Annotated in this window: 17 protein-coding genes; 6 read left to right on the top strand and 11 right to left on the bottom strand. The window is 70.9% G+C overall.

What is annotated here, in order from left to right:
- The first annotated feature begins 117 nt into the window (after positions 1-117).
- Positions 118-630, top strand: a complete 513-nt coding sequence (locus ACPXBU_RS30600; RefSeq protein ID WP_425760858.1) for a SigE family RNA polymerase sigma factor — start codon at positions 118-120, stop codon at positions 628-630.
- Positions 617-1,384: a hypothetical protein gene (locus tag ACPXBU_RS30595; RefSeq protein ID WP_425760857.1), complete on the top strand. Its 768-nt coding sequence runs from the start codon at positions 617-619 to the stop codon at positions 1,382-1,384. The genes ACPXBU_RS30600 and ACPXBU_RS30595 overlap by 14 nt, the downstream gene beginning before the upstream one ends.
- Positions 1,385-1,447: 63 nt before the next feature.
- On the opposite strand, the gene ACPXBU_RS30590 is transcribed toward ACPXBU_RS30595, so the two are convergent.
- Positions 1,448-2,683 carry a hypothetical protein gene (locus ACPXBU_RS30590; protein ID WP_425760856.1) on the bottom strand — a complete coding sequence of 412 codons (1,236 nt, stop codon included), beginning with the start codon at positions 2,681-2,683 and terminating at the stop codon, positions 1,448-1,450.
- Positions 2,684-2,975: 292 nt separating this feature from the next.
- Between ACPXBU_RS30590 and ACPXBU_RS30585 the strand changes: the two genes are divergently transcribed.
- Positions 2,976-8,993 (top strand): DUF4011 domain-containing protein, encoded by a 6,018-nt coding sequence (locus ACPXBU_RS30585; protein ID WP_425760855.1) that lies wholly within the window; start codon positions 2,976-2,978, stop codon positions 8,991-8,993.
- A 37-nt stretch (positions 8,994-9,030) separates the two neighbouring features.
- On the opposite strand, the gene ACPXBU_RS30580 is transcribed toward ACPXBU_RS30585, so the two are convergent.
- The 6 genes from ACPXBU_RS30580 to ACPXBU_RS30555 all read right to left on the bottom strand — a co-directional run bounded on the left by ACPXBU_RS30580 (position 9,031) and on the right by ACPXBU_RS30555 (position 12,497).
- On the bottom strand, positions 9,031-9,570 hold the full coding sequence (locus ACPXBU_RS30580; RefSeq protein WP_425760854.1) for a GNAT family N-acetyltransferase: 540 nt from the start codon (positions 9,568-9,570) through the stop codon (positions 9,031-9,033).
- Between the two features lie 106 nt (positions 9,571-9,676).
- Complete coding sequence (locus ACPXBU_RS30575; protein ID WP_425760853.1) at positions 9,677-10,231, bottom strand: Uma2 family endonuclease; 555 nt, start codon at positions 10,229-10,231, stop codon at positions 9,677-9,679.
- Between the two features lie 204 nt (positions 10,232-10,435).
- A complete protein-coding gene (locus ACPXBU_RS30570) occupies positions 10,436-10,633 on the bottom strand; it encodes a DUF4926 domain-containing protein (protein WP_393371649.1) in 198 nt (65 codons plus the stop codon).
- A gap of 1 nt (position 10,634) precedes the next feature.
- A complete protein-coding gene (locus ACPXBU_RS30565) occupies positions 10,635-11,795 on the bottom strand; it encodes a WXG100 family type VII secretion target (RefSeq protein WP_425760852.1) in 1,161 nt (386 codons plus the stop codon).
- Complete coding sequence (locus ACPXBU_RS30560; RefSeq protein ID WP_393371645.1) at positions 11,792-12,112, bottom strand: type VII secretion target; 321 nt, start codon at positions 12,110-12,112, stop codon at positions 11,792-11,794. Before ACPXBU_RS30560 ends, ACPXBU_RS30565 begins: the two co-directional genes overlap by 4 nt.
- Entirely contained in the window at positions 12,099-12,497 is a 399-nt protein-coding gene (locus ACPXBU_RS30555) for a YbaB/EbfC family DNA-binding protein (protein ID WP_425760851.1), read from the bottom strand. Before ACPXBU_RS30555 ends, ACPXBU_RS30560 begins: the two co-directional genes overlap by 14 nt.
- Before the next feature lie 258 nt (positions 12,498-12,755).
- Here ACPXBU_RS30555 and ACPXBU_RS30550 point away from each other — a divergent pair, with 258 nt between their 5' ends.
- The 3 genes from ACPXBU_RS30550 to ACPXBU_RS30540 all read left to right on the top strand — a co-directional run bounded on the left by ACPXBU_RS30550 (position 12,756) and on the right by ACPXBU_RS30540 (position 18,029).
- On the top strand, positions 12,756-14,696 hold the full coding sequence (locus ACPXBU_RS30550; RefSeq protein WP_425760850.1) for a Na+/H+ antiporter NhaA: 1,941 nt from the start codon (positions 12,756-12,758) through the stop codon (positions 14,694-14,696).
- 163 nt (positions 14,697-14,859) lie between these two features.
- Positions 14,860-16,077: an MFS transporter gene (locus ACPXBU_RS30545; protein WP_425760849.1), complete on the top strand. Its 1,218-nt coding sequence runs from the start codon at positions 14,860-14,862 to the stop codon at positions 16,075-16,077.
- A 161-nt stretch (positions 16,078-16,238) separates the two neighbouring features.
- Positions 16,239-18,029 (top strand): gamma-glutamyltransferase family protein, encoded by a 1,791-nt coding sequence (locus ACPXBU_RS30540; protein ID WP_425760848.1) that lies wholly within the window; start codon positions 16,239-16,241, stop codon positions 18,027-18,029.
- Here ACPXBU_RS30540 and ACPXBU_RS30535 read toward each other — a convergent pair.
- From ACPXBU_RS30535 to ACPXBU_RS30520, 4 genes are read right to left on the bottom strand one after another with little or no spacing between them, the layout of a single operon-like run.
- A complete protein-coding gene (locus ACPXBU_RS30535) occupies positions 18,026-18,652 on the bottom strand; it encodes a response regulator transcription factor (protein ID WP_425760847.1) in 627 nt (208 codons plus the stop codon). The two genes, ACPXBU_RS30540 and ACPXBU_RS30535, sit on opposite strands and share 4 nt — an antisense overlap.
- Complete coding sequence (locus ACPXBU_RS30530; RefSeq protein ID WP_425760846.1) at positions 18,649-19,887, bottom strand: sensor histidine kinase; 1,239 nt, start codon at positions 19,885-19,887, stop codon at positions 18,649-18,651. Before ACPXBU_RS30530 ends, ACPXBU_RS30535 begins: the two co-directional genes overlap by 4 nt.
- Positions 19,888-19,892: 5 nt before the next feature.
- Positions 19,893-20,345, bottom strand: coding sequence for an ABA4-like family protein (locus ACPXBU_RS30525; RefSeq protein WP_425760845.1), 453 nt, complete (start codon positions 20,343-20,345; stop codon positions 19,893-19,895).
- Positions 20,342-21,268: a hypothetical protein gene (locus tag ACPXBU_RS30520; RefSeq protein WP_425760844.1), complete on the bottom strand. Its 927-nt coding sequence runs from the start codon at positions 21,266-21,268 to the stop codon at positions 20,342-20,344. The genes ACPXBU_RS30525 and ACPXBU_RS30520 overlap by 4 nt, the downstream gene beginning before the upstream one ends.
- Positions 21,269-21,544 lie beyond the last annotated feature (276 nt).

Genomic DNA, 21,544 nt, shown 5'->3' with positions numbered 1-21,544 from the left:
CGCACTGCCGGAGAAACCCTTCCGTGTACGCCGTTGAGTAAACCGTCACGCGATGCCCCAACCGGAGCGGCCTCTGGTTCGTCCAAGATACTGAGGACAACACCGAGGGGACCCGTTGTGGCCGGTTGGGAGCAGGTGCTGACGGACCTCGTCAGCACCAGAGGCGCGGCGCTGAAGCGCTACGCCTACCTGCTGTGCGGCAACAGCAGTGACGCCGAAGACCTGGTGCAGGACGCGTTGGTGCGGGCGTTCACCCGGCCGCGACGCGACGCGATTGACAACCCCGAGCAGTACGTCCGCAAGGCCGTACTCAACCTCTACCTCGACCGGGTCCGCCGGCGCGGCGTGTGGCAGCGGGTAATGCCGTTTGCGGTGGCACCGGACCGGATCGAGGACGACTCGCCTGCCGTCGATGCCCGACACGACCTACGGGCGGCGCTCCTGGCCCTCACCCCACGACAACGGGCGTGTGTGGTCCTCTACTACCACGTTGATCTACCCATTCCGGAAATCGCCCTACAACTCGGCTGCGCCGCCGGCACGGTGAAACGCTACCTGCACGACGGGAGACGTCGCCTGGCCGGGCTGCTGGATGACGACACCAGGGAGGACGACTGTGCCGTCCGATGATCGTCTGTGGCGGGAGCGCCTGGCAAGCTTGGCAGACCAGGCCGCTCCGCCGTCGCTTGCCACCGATCGCCTGCGTGCACGCATCCGGCGACGGCGCGGTCTGCTGGCGGCGAGCACCGGCGCCGCGTCGATCATGGTGGTCTCGCTGGTGACGGTCGCCGCGGCCGGGATCGTCGGGGGCGGTGATCCGATCGGCACGGGCGCCACGCCCGGACCGTCGACTTCCGCCGGGCCCACCGCCACCACCGAGAAGGAGCCTGGGGTGTACGTCTGCGGCGACCGCTACGACCACCCCGGTTCAACTTCGGGGGGCATCCTCACGGCAGAGGTGTCCTCGGTAGCCAAGGTGAATAGCCACTCGGGTCCCGCGGTAACCGTGACATTCGTCGCCACGCGGGCGGTCCAGGTGATCTCCAGTCCGCCGACACTCCTTCAGGTGCTCTACCTGAAGGACGGCGTCATCGTCGGCGGAGGGCCGATGGTCAACAATCCGGGCGACACCAGGGCCCAGAGCATCGACGCGATCGGATATGGGTTCGTTCTCGCTCCCGGCAAACCTCACCAACAGCAGCTCGGTCCGCGAGAGCTGCTGTGCCCATCCCTGACCTGGTCCGAGATCTGGGCCGAGCCCGATCGCTACGAGGTCGCCGTGGTGCTCGGCCCGCTCGAAGACCGCGGGGAGGACCTCGTTATCAATGCTCCGCTCCCGCCCGCTGCCGCCTCGCTGGTGGTGAAAGCGGCACTGCCGGGCTGAAATGACGCTGTCCCCGCGCAGCCCCGACTGCAGGGCCCCGCAGGGAGTGCGTCGATGTCAGAGTCAGGGCGCGAGTGACATTCCGAAGATGTTGAAGATGGCCGGCGCCTCCGTCCACCTCATCATCGTGCCGTTACCCGCGCTCGCGATCCCGCGAGCCTGACGAACGTTGGCACTGACGTTGAACACAAGTCCTCCGCTGTCACCGCCTCGAACCGCCTGGAGGCCGTCGCGTTGCTGGCCCTCGACGCCGCCGTGAGTGATGCCATTGGACCCCACCCAGGTGAGCCAGCTCTTGGTCACCTGGACGCCGCACACGACACCGGAGACATAGCCCGTGTGGCAGACCCAGTCCCCGGCGTAGGAGAGAGCAGAACTGGTCACGTCGTTGACCGTGTAGTTGCCCGGCTTTCCGTCCCACGTCCGGCTCGCTGTCGTGCCCGTGGAGGAGGTATCGATTGCCACCGCGTCGTAGTAGTCGGATCGGGTGGTGGTAACTCCGATCTTGTTGCGTCCACCGCCCTCCCACCCGGTGTAGACCGTCACGCTGTTGGCGAAGCAGTGCGCAGCCGTGATGAGGAAGGACCGCCCGTCGGAGTTCCGGCGGGCAGGCAGCCCGGACGAGCAGTCGTATCCCTGGCTCTGCGTTGTTCCGGGCCTGGTCAGGGCTGCACCGGAGATCCACTGAGGGGTGTCCCGCCGCCGCGACACGTCGGCCGTCGCGGGAGCCGGCTCGACGACGGTAGGAACGCCGACGAGTTCGGCGACGGGCCGCCGGGCGACGGCGGACGGTGTCAACGCCTCCACAGCGCGTACGACATCCCGGGCGCGAACCGTCAGACCACTGCCGTCGGCGGGGACCGCCACGCTCTCGATCGACAAGTCCGCACGCTGCTGCTCGTTGATGAGGCGTTCACTCGCCGACTTCAACTCGCTCAGAGTGTGACGCCCCTGCTTCAGCTCGATCCGGTCGGCTTCGATCGTCGGATCGGTCTTCCTCACCGCAGTAAGGAAGCCTTTCGACGCACCGAGATCCGTCAGATAGATCTTTACCGTTCCGGTCGTCCCGTCAAGCTCTAGACCAGAGAACACGCCGCTGTGAGACGCAGCCCCGACCGTGGTGGTCGCATCGGCGATCTGCCGCAGCGGTTGTAGGAGAAGACCCTGCTCGGCGGGCGACATGGCAGCGATTTGCTGGTTCGTCAACTGAGGCGGATCAGCTGCGGCCGGATTGCTCAACATCGCAGTCGTTGCTAGCAAGGTCACCGTGATGACGGCAGCCCCCCGCTTTTTGGGCATCCAAGTCTCCCTGTGTCGAGTGGAAACCGGAGCCTATTGGTCCACGACGAGCCTCGATGCCCCGGCGGGCTAACCAGCACAAATGACGATCTGCCCCACATCAGGCGGGCAGCACGCGATTGGAACGGGGATTCTTTCTGCTATTCCGGGAGCTCGTCGTCGCGCCTCACCTCACAGCCGCGCTGGCACAGCTTCGCGACCAGGTCGGATCGTCGTACGGCCGGGGCCCTCTCCGCCGGTCGGGTGGCCGCTAGGCTGGCCCTCCCTGGTCTCCCCACCTGGAGGGATGCCCATGTCCGACAGCGTCTTCGCGCAGTTCACCGTCACCGACGACCAGCTCGACGTCGGGCTGATCGTGCAGCCGGCGATCAACGCGGCCCTGGTGCACAACCGGGTGCCGCTGGTCCGTCACCTCACGCTCGTCAACAGAGGCGCGGTGCCGCTGACCGATGTCACGGTGACCCTGGAACTGCGCGGCCCGGACGGCGCGCTGACCGAGCCGTGGACGCGTACCCTCGCCGCGCCGTTGCGGCCCGGTGCCAGCACGAGCTGGGACGACTTCCGCGACTTCACTCCCGACCGCACGCTGCTGTACCGCACCGACGAGGCATTCCCGGTCGACTACCGTCTCACCGTCGAAACAGCCGAGACAGCCGACAACGCAGCCGAAACACAAGACACCAGCCTGACGCTTGTCGCGCCGTCGAAAGTGTTGGCGCACAACGAGTGGTTCAACAGCCCGGTCCTGTACGACAGCCTGGCGGCGTTCGTGCAGCCCAACACCAAGGCCGTGGAGGCGGTACTGCGGTCGGCCGCCCAGCTCCTGCTCGCGCGGACCGGCTCCGGCTCGTTGCAGGGCTACCAGGAGGGCTCGGAGCGGGCGGCGCTGATCGCCGGCGCGGTCTACGAGGCGCTGCGCCAGCTCGAGATCACCTACCAGACGCTGCCGGCGTCCTTCGAGCACACCGGCCAGAAGGTGCGCACCACGGCGGCGGTGCTCGACGGGCGGCTCGGCAACTGCCTCGACCTGTCCGTCACGTACGCCGCGTGTCTGGAGGCGGCGGGGCTGCACCCGCTCATCTTCATCAGCGCGGGGCACGCCTTCGGCGGCTTCCTGCTGGAGGAGGAACGGCTGGGCTCGGCCGCGGTGACCGAGTCCAACCTGCTGATCTCCATGGTGGACTCTGGCCGGGCCGTCTCGGTCGAGCTGACCCGCATCGGGCCGGGCGCGCAGTCGGCGACCTTCACCGAGGCGGTACGCGTCGGGCTCGGCCACTTCCGCGGCGATGGCGACCGCATGCAGGGCGTCGTCGACGTCCACCTGGCCCATCGCTCGGGGATCCGCCCGCTGCCGTCAGCCGACGAGTTGGTCGCCACGCCGCTGCTCAAGGAAACGACAGCCGAGGCGACGCCAGAGATAACAGCGTCCCTCGACCTGCCGCCCGGTGTCGCCGCCGCGAAGCTGCGTCAGATCGCCGACGAGGGCGAGGAGGTGCCGTACCAGTCCGACGGGTCGCCGGCGCGCGTCCAGCAGTGGAAGAAGTCGCTGCTCGACCTGAGCCTGCGTAATCCGCTGCTCAACCTGCCCAAGCGCGGCCGTGGGCTGGACCTGCACGTGCCCGCCGGTGCGCTGGCCCTGCTCGACGACCTCATCCACGACGGCCGCCAGGTGCAGGTCATCCCGCAGGACGACATCAGTCACGTCCACGAGCTGGCCGGGTCGCGCCGGGCGCAGGACCTCGACGGCGAGATCCTCACCCGGGAGTTGCGTACCGACCGGCGGGTCTACGGCGCGGTCACCGACGCCCGCTACAAGACCGCGATGCGGGCGCTGCAACGCGAGGCGCGCACGATGGAGCAGGAGACGGGCAGCAACTACCTCTACCTGACCATCGGCACCCTGGTGCACACGAAGACGACCGGGGGAGAGGCGTACGCGCCGCTGTTCCTCCTGCCGGTGCGCATCGAGGGCGGCAACGGCCGTCGCCCGTACGCGATGGTCATCGACGGCACCGAGGTCGCCAGCCCGAACTACTGCCTGATCGAGTGGTTGCGGGTCAAGCACAGCGTGCGGATCCCGGAGCTGGAGCGACCGGTCCTCGACGAGCACGGCATCGACATCGCCAAGACCCTGGCCGCGATCAACACCGGGCTGCTCGACAACCGGCTCAACTACCGTATCGACGAGACCGCAAGCCTTCGACTTGTGCAGTTCTCCACCTTCCAGATGTGGCGGGACCTCACCGACCACTGGCCCCGGTTCCTGGAGAACCCGGTCGTCCGGCACCTTGTCGAGTCCTCCGGCGCCACGTTCGACGATCCCGCCCGCCCGGAGCACGATGTCGAGATCGCCGTCGACGAGGCCGACCTGCACCTGCCCATCCCCGCCGACGGGTCGCAGATGCAGGCCATCGTGCGCGCCGAGCGCGGCCACTCGTTCGTCCTGGAGGGCCCGCCGGGCACCGGCAAGTCCCAGACCATCACCAACATGATCGCCCGGGCGGTCAGCGCGGGCCGGTCGGTGCTGTTCGTCGCCGAGAAGCAGGCCGCGCTGGAGGTGGTGAAGCGCCGCCTCAGGCAGGTGGGCCTCGGGCCGTTCGCGCTCGACCTGCACGGGCGCAAGCAGTCCCTCAACGCGATCCGCCAGCAGCTGCGCGACGCCCTCGACCAGTACGACCAGGGCGGCGACGGCTCGTGGACGGCCGTCGAGACGGCCTACCGGACGCGGCTCGCCCCGCTGGCCGAGTATCCGGCCCAGGTGCACACCGCAAACCCCGTCGGGATGTCGCTCTGGTCGGCCTACGAGCAGACCCTGGCGTACGGAGACGGCCCGGTCGCCCCGATCCCGGTGGCCTACCTGCACGCGCCCGCCCCGGCACGCGCGCAGGTCGAGACGACCCTGCGGGAGTTCCCGGCGGCCGCACGATCGGCCCGACTCCGGGCCGCGCACCCGTGGGCGCTCAGCGGTTGCCGCACCCTCGACGGGTTGCACGGCGCCGCGGTCACCGAGATCGCCGGTGAACTCGAACGCCTCCGCGCCGACCTCGCCACCCACCCGCACCTGGTCGAGTTGCTGCGAACGCTGCCCGCCCCGGAGACCGTGAGCGAGCTGCAGGCGGGCGCGTGGCTCGCCGTACGCGGACTGCTGCCGGACCGGCAGACCACCCTGCACGCCAGCGACCGACGGTGGGACGAGGCGGTGGCCCGGCTCCAGGCGGACCTGGCGGCCTTCCGGCAGGGCTTCGCCGGTGAGCTGGCCGACTTCCGGCCGGACGTGTTCGCCCGGCCGGAGTTGACCGCCTGGCACGCCGAGGCGCAGGGGGTGGCCAAGAGGCTGTTCGGCAAGCGCAAGCGTTGGCAGGCCATCGTGGATCGGCTGGCGGTGCACCTGGTCGCCGGTGCGACGCTCGACGTCGACCGGGTGGAGGTCACAAGCGGTCGGCTGGTGGCGGCCCAGGCGCAGGCGGCGGCCCTCGATCAGCAGTGGGTGGCGGTGGGCGGACTGCGGCTGTCGCGGTGGCAGCCCACGGACCCCGACGCGCAGGAGCGGCTGGCCGAGGCGATCGAGGCGACCCAGGTCGGTCGGACGCTCCTGGCCCGGCACCCGCAGGCCTGGGAGCTGTTCCACAGCGGGTTCACCGATGTCGACGCGGTGTTGCTCGACCGGGTCGCCTCGCGGTGGCGGGCCTGGCGCGGGGTGTTGCGCTCCGGCGGGTCGGAGCTGAGCCGGTGGGCCGCCGGTTCGCACTGGGTCGACGCCTGGCAGCGCGACGGCGTGGCCTGGCTGCACGAGTTGCGGAGCGAGGAGTTGTTCCCGCTGCGCCGGTGGGCGACCGTCCTGACCCACGCCGACGTGCTCGCCTCGGCCGGTCTCACCGACTACCAGGACCAGCTACTGCGCGCCGAGGTGGCCGGGCATCTCGCCGAGGAGGTCTACCGGCGGGGAGTCGCCACGGCGTCCCTCGCCGAGCGGATGCGGGCCGGCGGCCTGCAGTACTTCGACCCGGAACTGCACGACGACGAGATCAGCCAGTTCGAGGCGGCCGCCGGTGAGCTGCGGTCCGCGCTGCCGACGCAGCTGCCGTCGGTGCTGGTCCGCCGCCGCCCCTTCAGCCCGGCCGACCGGCGTGGCCGCTTCGCCGACTTCGCGGCGGAGCTGCGCCGCAAGCGGGGCGGGCGGTCCTTCCGGGAGCTGTTCGAGCAGTACCCGGACGCGGTGCTCGCACTGACTCCGTGCGTGCTCGTCAGTCCCGCGTCGGCCGCGAACTTCCTGGCGCCGGGGAGCCAACGGTTCGACCTGGTCATCTTCGACGAGGCCTCGCAGATCCGCGTGGCGGAGGCGATCGGCGCGATGGGCCGGGGCAGCGCAGCGGTGGTGGTCGGTGACTCCCGACAGATGCCGCCGAGCAGCATCATGCAGGCCAGCCACAGTGTGGACGAGGCCGACGTGGGCGACGGCCCGGTGCCGGAGGACCTGGAGAGCATCCTCAGCGAGGCCGTCGAGTCGGGGCTGCCGCAACGGTGGCTCTCCTGGCACTACCGCAGTCACGACGAGTCACTCATCGCCTTCTCCAACCGCTACTACTACGACAACAAGCTCTCCAGCCTCCCGTCGCCCGGTGCCGCCAGCTCGGCGGGCGTCAGCTGGCGGCGGGTCGACGGCCAGTACGACCGGGGCGGGTCCCGCACCAACGAGGTCGAGGCGCGGGCGATCCTCGCCGACATCACCCGGCGGCTGCACGAGCCGGCGACCGCCACCCAGTCCGTCGGCGTGGTCACCTTCAACATCCAGCAGCGGGACCTCATCCTCAACCTGCTGGAGGAGAGCACCGATCCGATCATCCGCGAGCACCTCTCCGGCGCGGTCGCGGAGCCGATCTTCGTGAAGAACCTGGAGAACGTGCAGGGCGACGAGCGGGACGTCGTCCTGTTCTCCCTGGCCTTCTCCACCAACCCGGAGACCGGTCAGCTCCCGCTGAACTTCGGTCCGCTCAGCCAGGCCGGCGGCGAGCGGCGACTCAACGTCGCCATCACCCGCGCCCGCCGCCAGGTCGTCCTCTACTCGTCCTTCGACCCGTCGGACATCGACCTGTCCCGTACGTCCGCGTTGGGCACGCAGCACCTGCGGGCGTACTGCGAGATGGCCGCCGCCGGCGCGGAACGCCTGGGTGACCTCACCGCCGACCGCACCGAGCGGCGCAGTCGGATCCGCGCGGAGGTGGCCGCGGCGCTGCGCGACCGCGGCCACGAGGTTCGTACCTCGCACGGTCTCTCCGACTTCACGGTGGACATCGCGGTACGCAGACCAGGCGCACCGCTGTGGCAGGTGGCCGTCATGCTCGACGGTCCGGAGTGGGGCGCCCGCCCGACGGTGGCCGACCGGGACTCGGCGCCCGCGCTCCTCCGCTCGATCATGGGTTGGCCGGAGGTCGTCCGGTTCTGGCTGCCGGCGTGGATCCACGACCGGTCGGCGCTGCTCGACCGGGTCGACGAGGCGGTCACCCGGGCCGACGCGGCCGCGACCGCCGAACCGGAGCCGTCGGCGGTCGCCTCGGCACCCGACACCATCGCGTTGCCACAGCCGCGCTCCGAGTCGGATGGGGAGCCGTCGCGCCCGACACCGGCCGCCGAGGTGCCCCAGCCGCGCCCCGCGCTGGACGAGGAGCCGTTCCGGGAGGTGTCGGCGCCACCGGTCACCGCACTCGCCGCACCGCAGGTCACGGCACCCTCGGATGCGGACACGATCACGGTGGGCCCGTTCGTTCCGTACGTCCCGACCCCGCTCGGAGACCAGGCCGACCTCGACCTGCTGGCCACCGATCGGCGGGTACGTGATCTGCTGCGGACCGCCCTCCACGAGATCATCGAGGCCGAGGGACCCATCGAACAGCACCGGCTCGCCCGCCTCGCCCTCGCCCGGTTCGGTTTCCTCCGGACCCGGGAGGACCGGCGTACCGCAGTGCTCTCGCTCGTCGACTCCCGCCGTCTGTACCCGCACCCGAGCGTGAGCCGGTACGCCTGGCCCGAGGACACCGACCCGCAGACGTACCGCGCGTACCGGGTCACGCAGGCGAGCAACGACCGCGCGTTCGAGGAGGTGCCACCCGAGGAGGTGGCCAACGCCCTCGTGCACGTGCTGCGGGGCGTACCGAGCATGGACGAGGAACGGCTGTTGCGCGCCGGCCTGGAACGGCTCGGCTACCGCCGCCGCACCGAGAAGATCGACAAACTACTCCGGTACGGGCTGCACGTCGCCGTGACAAGCGGTCGCCTCCGCTTCGACCAGGACGGCCGCCTCACCCAGGGTTGACGAGACCCCTTCACTCGTATCGGTACCAGACCGTGGTTCAGCCCGCGGCGTGCAGCGGCCGTTCGTAACGGCTGACAATGGTGACGGGGCCCTGTTGTTCTCGCTGGCCGGGTGCGCCACCCACGGCCACGTCACCGCGGTGAACGAACCCGGAGGCCTCGTAGTAGGCGCGTAGCCGACGATTGGATGCCACGCAGTCCAGGCGGAGAGCATCCCGGCCATCAGAACGGGCGGTGTCCGCAGCCCAGGCCAGGATGACGGCGCCGAGACCGCCTGCCCAGCGGCACACGGCCATCCTGTGCACGTACGCCGCCTGCCCGCTGATGTCGGCCCAGACGGGATCCGCCCAGTCCAGCGTGACGGTCCCGGCGATCCTGTCGTTGATCTCGATTAGCCAGGTCTCACCGCGGCGACACGCGTCGTCGATCCAGCCCGCCTCGAAACGCGCGGGCCACTGACTGATCCCGCGTTCGCGCAGCCATGCCGCCGCCTCGTCGAGGACGCGGAGTACGTCGGGTATGTCGTCGACTCCGGCACGCCGAAAGGTGACCGTGTCGTCGCTGCCACCGCCAACCATCCGGACATGATCGCAGAGACTGCCGAGTGGCGGGCAGGGTGGTACCTACCGAGGACGGTGTTCGACGGCGTGTCGACGCCCGGCAGGTGGCGAGGTCTGGGCCGCCTCAGCCGAGGTCGTGCTCGTCCGGCCGCGTATTGAGGACCCAGGCGAGCGGCATGGTCGCCCGAGTGACGTACTGATTGCCGCCCAGGCGGTACATGGTGACGGTCTGCCCTGAATCCTGATCGACCAGCCAGTACTGAGGAATGCCGGCGGTGGCGTACTCGCTGCGCTTGGTAACGGTGTCGACACCCTCGGAGCCGGGGGAGACGATCTCGACCACGAGGAGCACGTCGGCGACCGGCAGCCACACACCGTCTGCTTGAGCTTTGCTCCAGATGACCAGGTCTGGGATCCGGCCGCCGATACCGCCGTCACGGCCCGGTATGCGTAACCCGACCGCCTGGGCAATGTGTTCCGCCGGGACACCGCCCTGGGCCAGCCACACCATGAGCCGCGTCGCGATGATCGCGTGGTTGTAGCCCGGCGGCGGCATGATCGAGACGACTCCCTCGGGGCTGATTTCGTACCGGTGGTTCTCGTCCGCGGCCATCATCGCCGTCAGGTCGTCGAGCGTCACGACCGTGGGCATGTACCTGCCAACCGCCTCTGAGCTCATGGGCGCATCCTACCGGTTCGCAGCCCACCGCCTGCGGTGATGGACCGCGCGGTGCGCCAGCAACTAGAGCAGGATTGCTCGATCCGTGGGTCTCGGATGCGTAGGTGCGGCCACCCGTTCCTGGTAGGTGGCGGACAACATCGACGTTGTGCTCGGCTTCCAGCAGTTACCGCTCGCCAGTCGTACCAGCCCGTTGCCTCCGACCTATCTGTCGCGGTGCACTATCTGGTCTGTCCGGAGCGTGACCATGGCGACCGTACGGCCATCGGCGTCGGCGAACTCGACTTCGTACGCAGGCGGTGGGCCGTTGAAGACATGCACGACGGTTCCCGTTGCCCCGGCGGGCAGTTCTTCTCCCGGAATGGCTTCTCGCAGTTCAATCACGTCGTACAGCTCCACCATGTCAACCTTCCTTTGGCGGGAACGATATTGTCACCATCCGAGGTGCAGGTGCCCCGCTCTCCAGTATCCAGGCTGTGCGGACGGTGATCGTGCCATCGGGGCCGGTCAGGGGCAGGTCCACGTTCCACCGCTGGCCGAACTCGTCCGCCTTGCCGAGCATGGGCTTGCCGGCGATTACGCCTTCGCGAATCTGCTGCAGGATTGCGTCGGCGTCGTCCGGGCCGAGGCCAGTGGCGGAGTTGATGACGCGATACTTGTTCTTGCCGACAGGGTGGTCCGGGTTCATGGCGTAGGCGGTGATCTTCCGTGAGTCGATCTCGGCGTGAGTGAAGTCCGGTCGGCTGGGATCAGCCGAAATCTTCGTCGGCCCGGGACTGTCGGGCCTCGGGGGATCGGGCGACTGCTTCTGGAGCCGACCCAGCGCCTGCTTGAGCTTCTCGATCAGGTCGCTGAGGCGGCGTACCTCCGGGATCAAGCGCCGCAGGCTGGCCAGCAGCCCGCGCAGCAGCCGTGCGATCCGCGCACCCCACGACGCGACCAACGTCGTCACCTGCTCGACGACCAGCGGCGCGGCCAGTCCGCCGGTGATGACGAGTTCGCTCGCGTACACGATGAGGCGGGACACGCAGCTGGCGATGGCGTCGCGGACCAGGAGTCGGACGGCGGCCACCAGGCCGGCGGCGCCTTCGGTGATCGCGGCCATGGCGTCGGCGCCCTGGGCGAGGCCACTGAGGGCCTGCTGTTGTTCGGCGGCCCAGCCCCGGTAGGCGGGGCCGGCGCTACCGCCCCAGCCGGCGACGTCGGTGCGAACGGCGCGGGTCAGCGCGCCTGCCTCCTCGCGCAGTGATGCGGCGACGTTGCGCCAGGTCTGGGCGTGTGCGGTGATCTGCGCGGGGTCGCCGGCGAGCCAGTCCAGCGCCTCACTGAGCGGCTTGACGTGCTCGATGAGCCAGGCGATCCCGTACTGGAGCAGGGCGCCGACCGGGTCGGAGACGAAGGCGAGGGCGTCCAGGCCGGCGCTCACCACGCCGAGGCTGCCGTCGATCCAACTGCCGTTGCGGACGCCCTGCGCGATGAGTTCGATGTCCTCGCAGATCCACACGCCCGCCCAGGCGCTGGGCGGGGTGTCCGCAGCGGCGGCGACGAGTGGATTGGACGTCACCGCTGCTGCCGCACCCCGTCGAGCAGTTGCCTGGCGTGGGCGTCCGAGTGTCGGTAGCGGTCCGCGCTGGTCCGCAGCCTCCCGGCGGTGTCCCGCACGGACCCGGCTGCGGAGCCGATGCCGTCGACCAGGGTTCGCTGCAGGCCGTCGAGCAGCGTCGGCATCAGCGCGCAGAGCTGCCCGTAGGCGTCGGTGCCCAACCGGACGTGCTGGCCGGCCTGCTGGGCGGTGTCGAGGCTGTCGGCACAGCGATCGAGACGTGCGGCGTGGGCGGTGAGGTCGTCCGGGTCGACCTCGATGCCGTCACCGGCGGGCATCGTCTGATCCCTGGTCGGGGAGAAGCCGGCTGCGGTACGAGTCGATGATCGCCCGGGTGCTCGCGTCGTCGCCCAACGACTCCGTGGCCGCGTCGCCGACCTGTCGGAGCAGGTCGGCGCGCGCGGCGGTGGTGGTCTCCAGGATCTGCCGAGCGGTGTGCGCCGCGGGTTGGTGCCGGATGAGCTCGTCGAGCCGCAGGTCGACGAGCAGACCAGCCGAGTCGACGGTGACGTGGACAGTCCGAGCGGCGTTGCGGGCGGTGCCGGTCAGCTCCCGCATCGTCGCCGACAGAGTCCTGGCTCGTTCCGCCCGCTCGGCGAGCGATGATTCCCACTCGTCAAGTCGGCCCTCGGCCGCGTCGAGCGCGGCGTCGTCCACCCACATGTCGATCCTCCCCAGGAACCGGCGACATCACCGGCACGCTACCAACCAGTCGCACTGCGTGCGTGCCCTCAGGGTGGTCGCCGGCCCTCCGCGCGATCTTGCACTTGCTGTCGCGACAAATGACGCAGAGTCCCGCATCTCGGCGACAGAAAGTGCAAGATCGACGCGACAGGCGCGGTGGGCCCGGGTCCGCGGCGGCCCGTCACGAGGTGTCCGATTCCGAACCACGTGCCGATCGGCTCGACAAGTATTGTTCCCGTGACGAGCAGCAATCCCCTGCGGGGATGGAGCAGTCGGACCGCCTGGGAGGGGCGGTTCAACGCTCCGCTGCGCGCGTTCCTGCGCACCGAGACCGGCGGTGCCCGGGTGGTGCTGGTCGCTGCGGTGCTGGCCCTCGGCTGGGCCAATCTGCACGTCTCGTCGTACGAGTCGGTGTGGGGCACCTCGCTCTCGGTTCGGCTCGGCGACTGGTCCGTGTCACACGACCTGCGTACCTGGGTGAACAGCGGCCTCATGACCTTCTTCTTCCTGGTGGCCGGGCTGGAGTTGCGCCGCGAGTTCGACATCGGCGAGCTGCGGGAGCGGCGACGGCTGGCGTTGCCGATGCTCGCCGGGTTCGGCGGCATGCTGGCGCCGATCGCGATCTATCTCGTGATCAACGCCGGGCACACCACGGCCGGGGGCTGGGGCGTGGTGATGGCCACGGACACGGCGCTCGCGCTCGGCGCGCTGGCCGTCTTCGGGCCGCGCTTCTCGGATCGGCTGCGGGGTTTCCTGCTGACCGTCTCCGTCGTCGACGACGTGCTCGCGATCGCGGTGCTGGCCATCGCGTACCCGCATCATCCCTCGCTGTCGGCGCTGCTCGTCGCGGTGGTGATCTTCGGTGTGGTCCTGGTCGTCCGGGCCCTGGGTGTGCGGTTCGGGCCGGTGTACGCGGTGCTGGGTGTGGCCGCCTGGGTGGCGGTCTCGGAGTCCGGTGTCGATCCGGTCGTGGTGGGTCTGGTGATGGGGTTGCTGACCTACGCCTACGCCCCGGACCGGAGCGACCTGCGACGGGCCAGCGACCAGTTCCGCCTCTTCCGGGAGCAGCCCACCCCGCAGCTCGCCCGGATGGCGCGGGCCGGGCTGATCTCGGCGGTGTCGCCAAACGAGCGGCTCCAGAGCATCTTCCATCCGTGGGCGAGCTACCTGGTCGTGCCGCTCTTCGCGCTGGCCAACGTGGGGATCGTGATCGACGGCGACCTGCTCGCCAGGGCCGTGGTCTCGCCGGTGGCGCTCGGTGTGGTGGTCGCGTACGTCGTCGGTAAGCCGGCCGGGATCGTGGCCACCTCGTGGTTGGTGGCCCGGCTGAGCGGTAACCGCTTCCGGCCACCCGTCGGCTGGGGCGCCGTCGTGGGGGTCGGCACGGTTTCCGGCATCGGGTTCACCGTCGCGCTGCTCATCGCCACCCATGCCCTGAGCGGCCCGGCCCTGGACGAGGCGAAGCTCGGCATCCTCGTCGCCACAGCCGGCGCGTCCCTCGTCACCTGGCTGGTGTTCCGCGCTGTCGGACGACTGTCACCGGCACGGCGTGCGCGGGCGCTGTTGGGCGTCACCGAGGGGATCGTCGACCTGATGCTGCCGGTCGACCCGGAGCGTGACCACATGCGCGGGCCGGTCGAGGCGCCGGTGACGGTCGTGGAGTACGGCGACTTCGAGTGCCCCTACTGCGGGCAGGCCGAGCCGGTGGTCCGGGAACTGCTGGCCGACTTCGCGAACGTCAGGTACGTCTGGCGGCACCTGCCGCTCACCGACGTCCACCCGCACGCCCAACTCGCCGCCGAGGCCGCCGAGGCGGCGGGGGAGCAGGGCACGTTCTGGGAGATGCACGATCTGCTGCTCGCGCACCAGGACGCCCTCGACCCCACCGAGGTGCTCGGCTACGCCGAACGGCTCGGCCTGGACCTCGACCGGTTCCGGGAGCACATGGTGAAACGGATGGGCGTCGACCGGGTCGCCGAGGACGTCGACTCCGCAGACCTCAGCGGTGTCACCGGCACCCCTACCTTCTTCATCAACGGTCGGCGGCACCACGGCGCGTACGACATGACGGCGCTCTCGGCGGCGGTGCGGGGGGCGTTCGCCAGCGCGAGGCTACGCCCGGAGTACCACCCTCGACCTCCCGGGCGACGCGAGGGCGGGCCGTCGTACCCGGCGTGATCGGTCGCGGGGCGCGGGCGGCGCACGGGCCCCGCCCGCCACCTGATGAGGGGCGTTTCGGGCCGTTGTCGCACCTGCGTGGCGGGCCAGGACCCATGCTGCACGGGGGGACAGGAGCCGCGATGGCCCGCAGCAGGGGCGTCCGAGCCCGAAGGGACCGATCATGTCCAACGCCAGCCGTGCCGATGGCGCAACGACACGGTCGGGTTCCACGTCCGGCGCGGTGCGGGTCACGTTCGCCTTCTGGATCACGCTTGTGGGCACCACCGTGCCGACACCGCTCTACCCGCTCTACGAGATGGAGTTCGGCTTCTCGTCGTTGACGGTGACAGTGGTCTACGCGCTGTACGCGTTGGGCGTGGTCGTCGGGTTGCTGGTGTTCGGTCGGCTCTCCGACCAGATCGGCCGACGTCCGGTGATCCTCGTCGCGCTGCTGCTCTCGGTCGCCGCGGACGCCGTGTTCCTGGCCGCCGTGGACCTGGCGATGATCATCGTGGGTCGGGTCCTCGCCGGTCTCTCCGCCGCGCTGATCATCGGCGCGGCCACCGCGGCGCTGGCCGAGTTGATCAGCCCACGGCACCCGAAGCGGGCCGCCACCGTGTCGATCTTCGCGAACCTGGGTGGCCTCGCCACCGGCACCCTGCTGTCCGGGATCGTGTCGGACGTGGCGCCCGACCCGCTCCGGCTGCCCTGGGTGATCGTGCTGGTCCTGGCCGTGGTCGCGATCATCGCGTTGCGCGGCGTACCGGAGACGGTGCGGGAGCGCTCGCCGGTGACGCTGCGGGTGCAACGGCTGCACGTGCCGGCGACCATTCGCGGCGCCTTCGTCCGCTCGGCGATCACCGCCGGCTCGGGGTTCGCCGCGCTCGGGGTGCTCACGTCGGTGAGCGGACTGTTCCTCGGCATGGTCCTGCACGAGACCTCGCACACCCTGGCCGCGCTCGTGGTCTTCGTGGCGTTCGCCGGTGCCGCGTTCGGGCAGCTGCTGACCCGCGTCCTGTCCTCGCGTGCCGCGCTGGCCAGCGCCTGCGTCGGTCTGATCGTGGGGGCGGGACTGCTCGCGTTCAGCATGTGGATGGCGCTGCTGGCGACGCTCGTCCTCAGCGCGGCGATCATGGGGGTCGCGTCCGGGGTGGCGGTCGGCGACGGCATCGCGACGATCACGACGAAGACCGAACCGCAGCATCGGGCCGAGGCGGTGTCGACCTTCTTCGCGATCCTGTTCGCCATGCTCGGTGTGCCCGCCGTCGGGGTGGGCCTGCTGATCCAGAGCGCCGGCCTGCGTCCCGCCGGTGAGATCTTCAGCGCGGTGGTGGCGGTGCTCGCCCTTGTCGTCCTGCTCAGCCTCTTCCGCGGCGACCGGACGCGCCCCGCGCACTGAACGCCGACCGGACCCGGCCCGCGCACTGAGCCTCGGCCGCTCCCGGCCCGCGCACTGAGCCTCGGCCGCTCCCGGCCCGCGCACTGAGCACCGGCCGGGCCGGCGTGCGTGCGGATCCGGAGGTCTTGCGTTCGCACCGCGGAGCCGAGTGAGGTGTGGTCATGACGTTCACCACCCGGCCCACGCTGCGGGGCACCTTCGGCATGGTCTCCTCGACGCACTGGCTCGCCAGCCAGTCGGCGATGGGCATCCTGGAACGCGGCGGCAACGCCTTCGACGCGGCGGTCGCCGCCGGGTTCGTCCTGCACGTGGTCGAACCCCACCTCAACGGGCCGGGCGGCGAGGTGCCGGCCATCGTGGCCACCGCGCGGGACCCCCGGCCGAAGGTGCTGTGCGGGCAGGGGCCCGCGCCGGCCGGTGCCACAGTCGCGCACTTCCGGTCCCTCGGGATGGACCTCGTCCCCGGCGCCGGACCGCTCGCGGCGGCCGTACCCGGCGCCGTGGACGCCTGGCTCCTGCTGCTGCGCGACCACGGCACGCGCACCCTCGCCGAGGTGTTGGAGCCGGCCATCGGCTACGCGGGCGCCGGGCACCCGCTCGTGGGCCAGGTCGGTGCCACAGTGGCGGCCGTCCGGTCGCTGTTCGAGAAGCACTGGCCCACCTCCGCCGCGCTCTGGCTGCGCGGCGGCCGCCCACCGGCCGCGGGGGAGTTGTTCGCCAACCCGGCGTACGCGGACACCCTGCGCCGGCTGGTCGAGGCGGGACAGGCGGCCGGCGCGGACCGGGAGACGCAGATCGAGGCCGCGCGCCGGGCCTGGAGCACGGGTTTCGTCGCCGAGGCGATCGACAGGTTCAGCCGCCAGCCGTTCCGGGACTCCACCGGACGGCCGCACGCCGGGCTGGTCACCGGCGACGACCTGGCCGCGTACTCGGCGACCTGGGAGGCACCCACCACCCTCGACTGGCACGGCTACTCGGTGGCGAAGACCGGCTTCTGGGGTCAGGGCCCGGTGCTGCTGGAGGCGCTTGCCACCCTGGACGCGCTCGACGACCCCGGCGCGTACGACCCGGCGACGGCGGCCGGTGTGCACGCCCAGGTCGAGGCGCTCAAGCTCGCCTTCGCCGACCGGGAGGCCTGGTACGGCGACGGCGTCGACGTGCCCGCCACGGCTCTGCTCTCCCGGGAGTACGCGCGCGAGCGGGCGGCCCTGATCGGCGATCGCGCGTCGGCGCAGTTGCGGCCGGGGCGTCCCGACGGGGCGCGGCCACGCCTGCCGGCCCACGTCCGAAGCGCTGCCGCGCGGCGTGGGTACGCGGCGGACCCGACGACGGGGGAGCCGACCGTGCGGTCGGACGGGGTGACCCGGGGCGACACCTGTCACGTGGACGTGGTCGACCGCTGGGGCAACATGATCTCCGCGACGCCCAGTGGTGGCTGGTTGCAGAGTTCGCCGACCATTCCGGAACTCGGCTTCCCGCTGGGCAGCCGGTTGCAGATGTGCTGGCTGGAGGAGGGGCTCGCCTCCTCGTTGGTCCCGGGCCGTCGACCGCGTACGACGTTGAGCCCGACGATCGTGCACCGCGACGGCGAGCCGGTGCTGGCCTGCGGCACCCCCGGCGGGGACCAGCAGGACCAGTGGCAGTTGGCGTTCCTGCTGCGGCATCTCGTCGGCGGCCAGCCGCTCCAGGAGGTGATCGACGCGCCGGCGTGGCACACGCTCAGCCTGCCGGGGTCGTTCTATCCCCGCGACGTCGAGCCCGGCGTCCTGGTGGTGGAGGACCGGCTCGACGAGGGCGTGCGGGCGGCCCTGCGGGCGTACGGGCACCGGGTGCGCGTCACCGACGGGTGGAGCCTGGGCCGGCTCTGCGCGGTGACGCGTGATCCGGCGACGGGCGTGCTGTCCGCCGGTGCGAACCCCCGGGGGATGCAGGGTTACGCGTGCGGCCGTTAGACGCCGCGCGCGAACAGCGCGAGGCGGACCCGGTTGGGGCTGTCGGTCTTGGTCATCAGGCTGGTGATGTGGGTCTTGACCGTGGTGACGCCGATGTGCAGCCGGTCGCCGATCTCGGTGTTGGACAGGCCCTCGGCGACCAGGTCCAGCACGTCCCGTTCGCGGGCGGTCAGACCCTGCACCAGCCGTGGCGACTCGGGTCGGGCGTGCACCGCGCGCTGGACGAGCCGCCGCAGCACCTCCGGGCTGAACGGGCTGTCACCGACGGCGGCCCGCCGGATGCCGTCGAGCAACTCGGTCGGGGGCGCGTCCTTGAGCAGGAACCCGCAGGCGCCGGCGGTCAGGGCCGGGTAGAGGTGGTCGTCGTCGCCGAACGTGGTCAGCACCAGGACGCGGGTGGCGGGGCGGTCGGCGAGGATCCGGCTGGTCGCGGTGATCCCGTCGACACCCGGCATCCGCAGGTCCATGACGACGACGTCGGGCAGGAGCCGCCCGGCCAGCGGGATCGCGTCCCGACCGTTGTCGGCCTCACCGACGACCTCGATGTCGGGTTGGGCGTCGCAGAGCATGCGCAGCCCGGCGCGGATCAGGTGCTGGTCGTCGACCAGCAGCACCCGGATCACGCCGGCTCCGGCGCGGGTGATCCGGCGGGGGCCGTGCGTTCCCGGGGCACCGGGTGGCCGGGCGGCTCGGCGGCGGAGGCCGGGAGCACGGTACGCACCCGCCACCCCGTCGGGGTTCGGCCGGCCTCCAGCCGACCGCCGAGGACCTCGACGCGCTCGCGCATGCCGGTGATGCCGTGCCCGCCGCCGGTCGGCACGCCCGGCGGCACCCCACCGTGCCCGGTGTCGGCGACCTCCCAGTGCACGGCACCGTCGCGCACGGCGATCACGACGTGCGCGCGCGCGGACGTACCCGCGTGTTTGGCCACGTTTGTCAGCGCCTCCTGGGTCAGTCGCAGCACCGCCAGGCCACGGACCGCGTCGAGCGAGCCGATCGCCGGGTCCAGGTCGGCCTCCACGGTGACACCGGCCTGGCGGGCCCGGTCGATGGACGCGCCGATCGCCGCCGGCAGCGCGGAGGGCTCGATCGCGGTCAGCGCCGCGTCACCGCGTACCCCGTCGGGGTTGCGCAGCACCGCGACCAGCCGACGCAGCTCCGCCAGGGCCGCGGTGCCGGTGCCGTGCACGTCGTCGAACACCTCGCCCACCCGGGGATCCAGGTCGGTGAGCACGTGCCGGGCCACGCCGACCCGCAGGACCATCGACGCCACGTGATGCGCGACGACGTCGTGCAACTCGCGGGCGATGGCCGCGCGTTCGTCGGCGCGTGCCGCGCGGTTCTCCGACGCGTGCTGGCGCTGCTCGGCCACGGCCCGCTCGACGGCCTGTCGACTCAACTCCCGGTTGGTGCGGATGACGAGGCCGAGCAGCACCGGCACGCCAACCTCCAGGGTCAGCCCGACGACGCCGGAGGCGACCTGGTCGCTCGGGGCGCCGATCGTGTCGGCCAGGTCGACCGCCACCAGCAGCGCGCCGCAGAGCCAGATGACCCGGGGGCGGTGTGCCCGCATGGTGACCTCGAGCAGCGCCCAACTGGCACCGACCTGGTTGATCGTGAAGTCCTCGACCAGGCCGAGCGCGACCGCCAGCAGGGCGGTCTGGATCACCAGGTTGACCACCGGCCGGCGGTGTGCCGCCAGCGCCACCGCGAACGCGACCACCGCGAGGATCCACTGTGTCGTGCTGGTGGTGCGGCTGTGGGGGATGAGGAGCAGGAAACCCAGCCCGCTGAGGTCGAGCAGCACCATCCGTACGAGCGTGTCCCGCATGTCGAACAGTCGCCCCGGCCATCCCACGGTGGTCAGCCTAGGTGCTGCGCGCCGGTGGCGGCAGCCGACGGTCGCCGCCACCCGGTCCGGACCGCGAGGTACGCGGCCAGGCCCAGCGGTCCGAGCAGGATGGTCAGCAGCAGCACCGGCGCCATCACCAGCGCCGGCACCCCCCGTTCCCTGCTGTCCAACCACGCCCAGCGCCCGACGAACAGATCGAAGGCGATCATGTGGGCCCAGCCCGCCGCCGCCCCGGTGGAGGTGCCGAGCAGGTCACGCACCCCGTCCACGGTCGGCGACCCCACGGCCGTCAGCACGTCGCCGAACGCCGGGATCACCAACAGGGCGTAGATCACCACGACCGGCAGCACGATCAGCGGCGAGGAGATGATCCGAGCGGTCCACGACCAGCGCGGCAGCAGGATCATCAGCGCCCAGAACGGCGCGGCCACCGTGAACGTCAGGGAGAACAGCGTCTCGGTCACGCGGCCAACGCCAGTTCCGGGCGGCGTCGGCGGACCAGCACCAGGCCGCTGGCGGCCGCCGTCGCGACCACCAGGGCCGCGACCGCGGCCAGCGTGCCGGCGTCCGGGCGCAGCAGCGGCTGTCCGCGCAGCGCCTGCCAGGTCAACAACACGATGAGTACGCCGTACGCGCTGCCCGCGACGACCAGCAGGCGGACGCGGGTACGCGCGTCCAGCCGCGTGGCGAACCGGGTCAGCAGGATCGCCAGGATCGGCAGCGACTGAAGGGCGTGCAACCCCACGAAGTGCCCGATCCGCAGGTCACCACCCGTGGTGCTCCAGCCGACGATCGGCAACCCCGGCCCGCCGTCGGGCACACCGACGCTGTGCGCCCCACTGATCCCCTCGATCCCCGGATCCTGCGCCGGCAGCACCATCGGCACCGCCGCGAGCATGCCCAGCAGGGACAGGCCGAGGCCCCACCCGACGGCGGTCGCGGCGACCCGGTCGGGGATCCGCTGGATCAGGACCACGATCCCGATGACGAGGTGCGCGACGAACAGGAACATGATCGCCAGGCCCGTCGACGCGGTCAACACGATGTTCAGGGGGGAGGAGATGTTGTAGTGGCTGGTCTCGCCGCGGAGCATCTGACCAACGATCCACGCGTTCTCGACGACCGCCACCGCGACGATGACGACGACCGCCCTCTCGACGGCCCGGCTGCGTCGGGGCAGCAGGGAGAGCATCCAGGCGAGCGTCGCGCCGTACAGCACGAAGGACACGCCGAACTTGAACGGCTTGAGCCAGACCGGCGCCCCGGTGAGGACGCGCGAGTCGGCGAAGACGCCGACCGCGGCGATGACGGTGAGCACGGCCATCACGGAGACCAGGACCATCAGTGGGCGGTTCCAGTGCGTCGCCCGACGCAGCACGGTAGTCATGCCTGTAGATGCTCGCGGACCCTCCCGTGGAAAGCGTCCGACCGCGAGCCCCGGTTGCGGCCGGCGGTCGGAGCGGGCCTCCTCCCTGGGTAGGAGATGAATGCCGCCGAGTTTCGGCCCGGTCGGGCCGGCCGTCCGCTTTGCGATATGCCATCGGAGCGCGTACGTCCTGTCATTTCATGGAACGGCACGAAATTACCCCTTTAGGGTAACGGCACTTATCACGACTACATCCTCCGATAGCTTTCGAAGTAGAGGAAAACTCGTATTCCTCCC

Origin of the sequence: Micromonospora sp. DT231, assembly GCF_049847025.1 — a bacterium.
In the GTDB taxonomy this organism is placed as follows: domain Bacteria; phylum Actinomycetota; class Actinomycetes; order Mycobacteriales; family Micromonosporaceae; genus Micromonospora.
The sequence above is the reverse complement of the archived record's forward strand: the minus strand, read 5'-3'. Positions and strand labels throughout refer to the sequence as shown.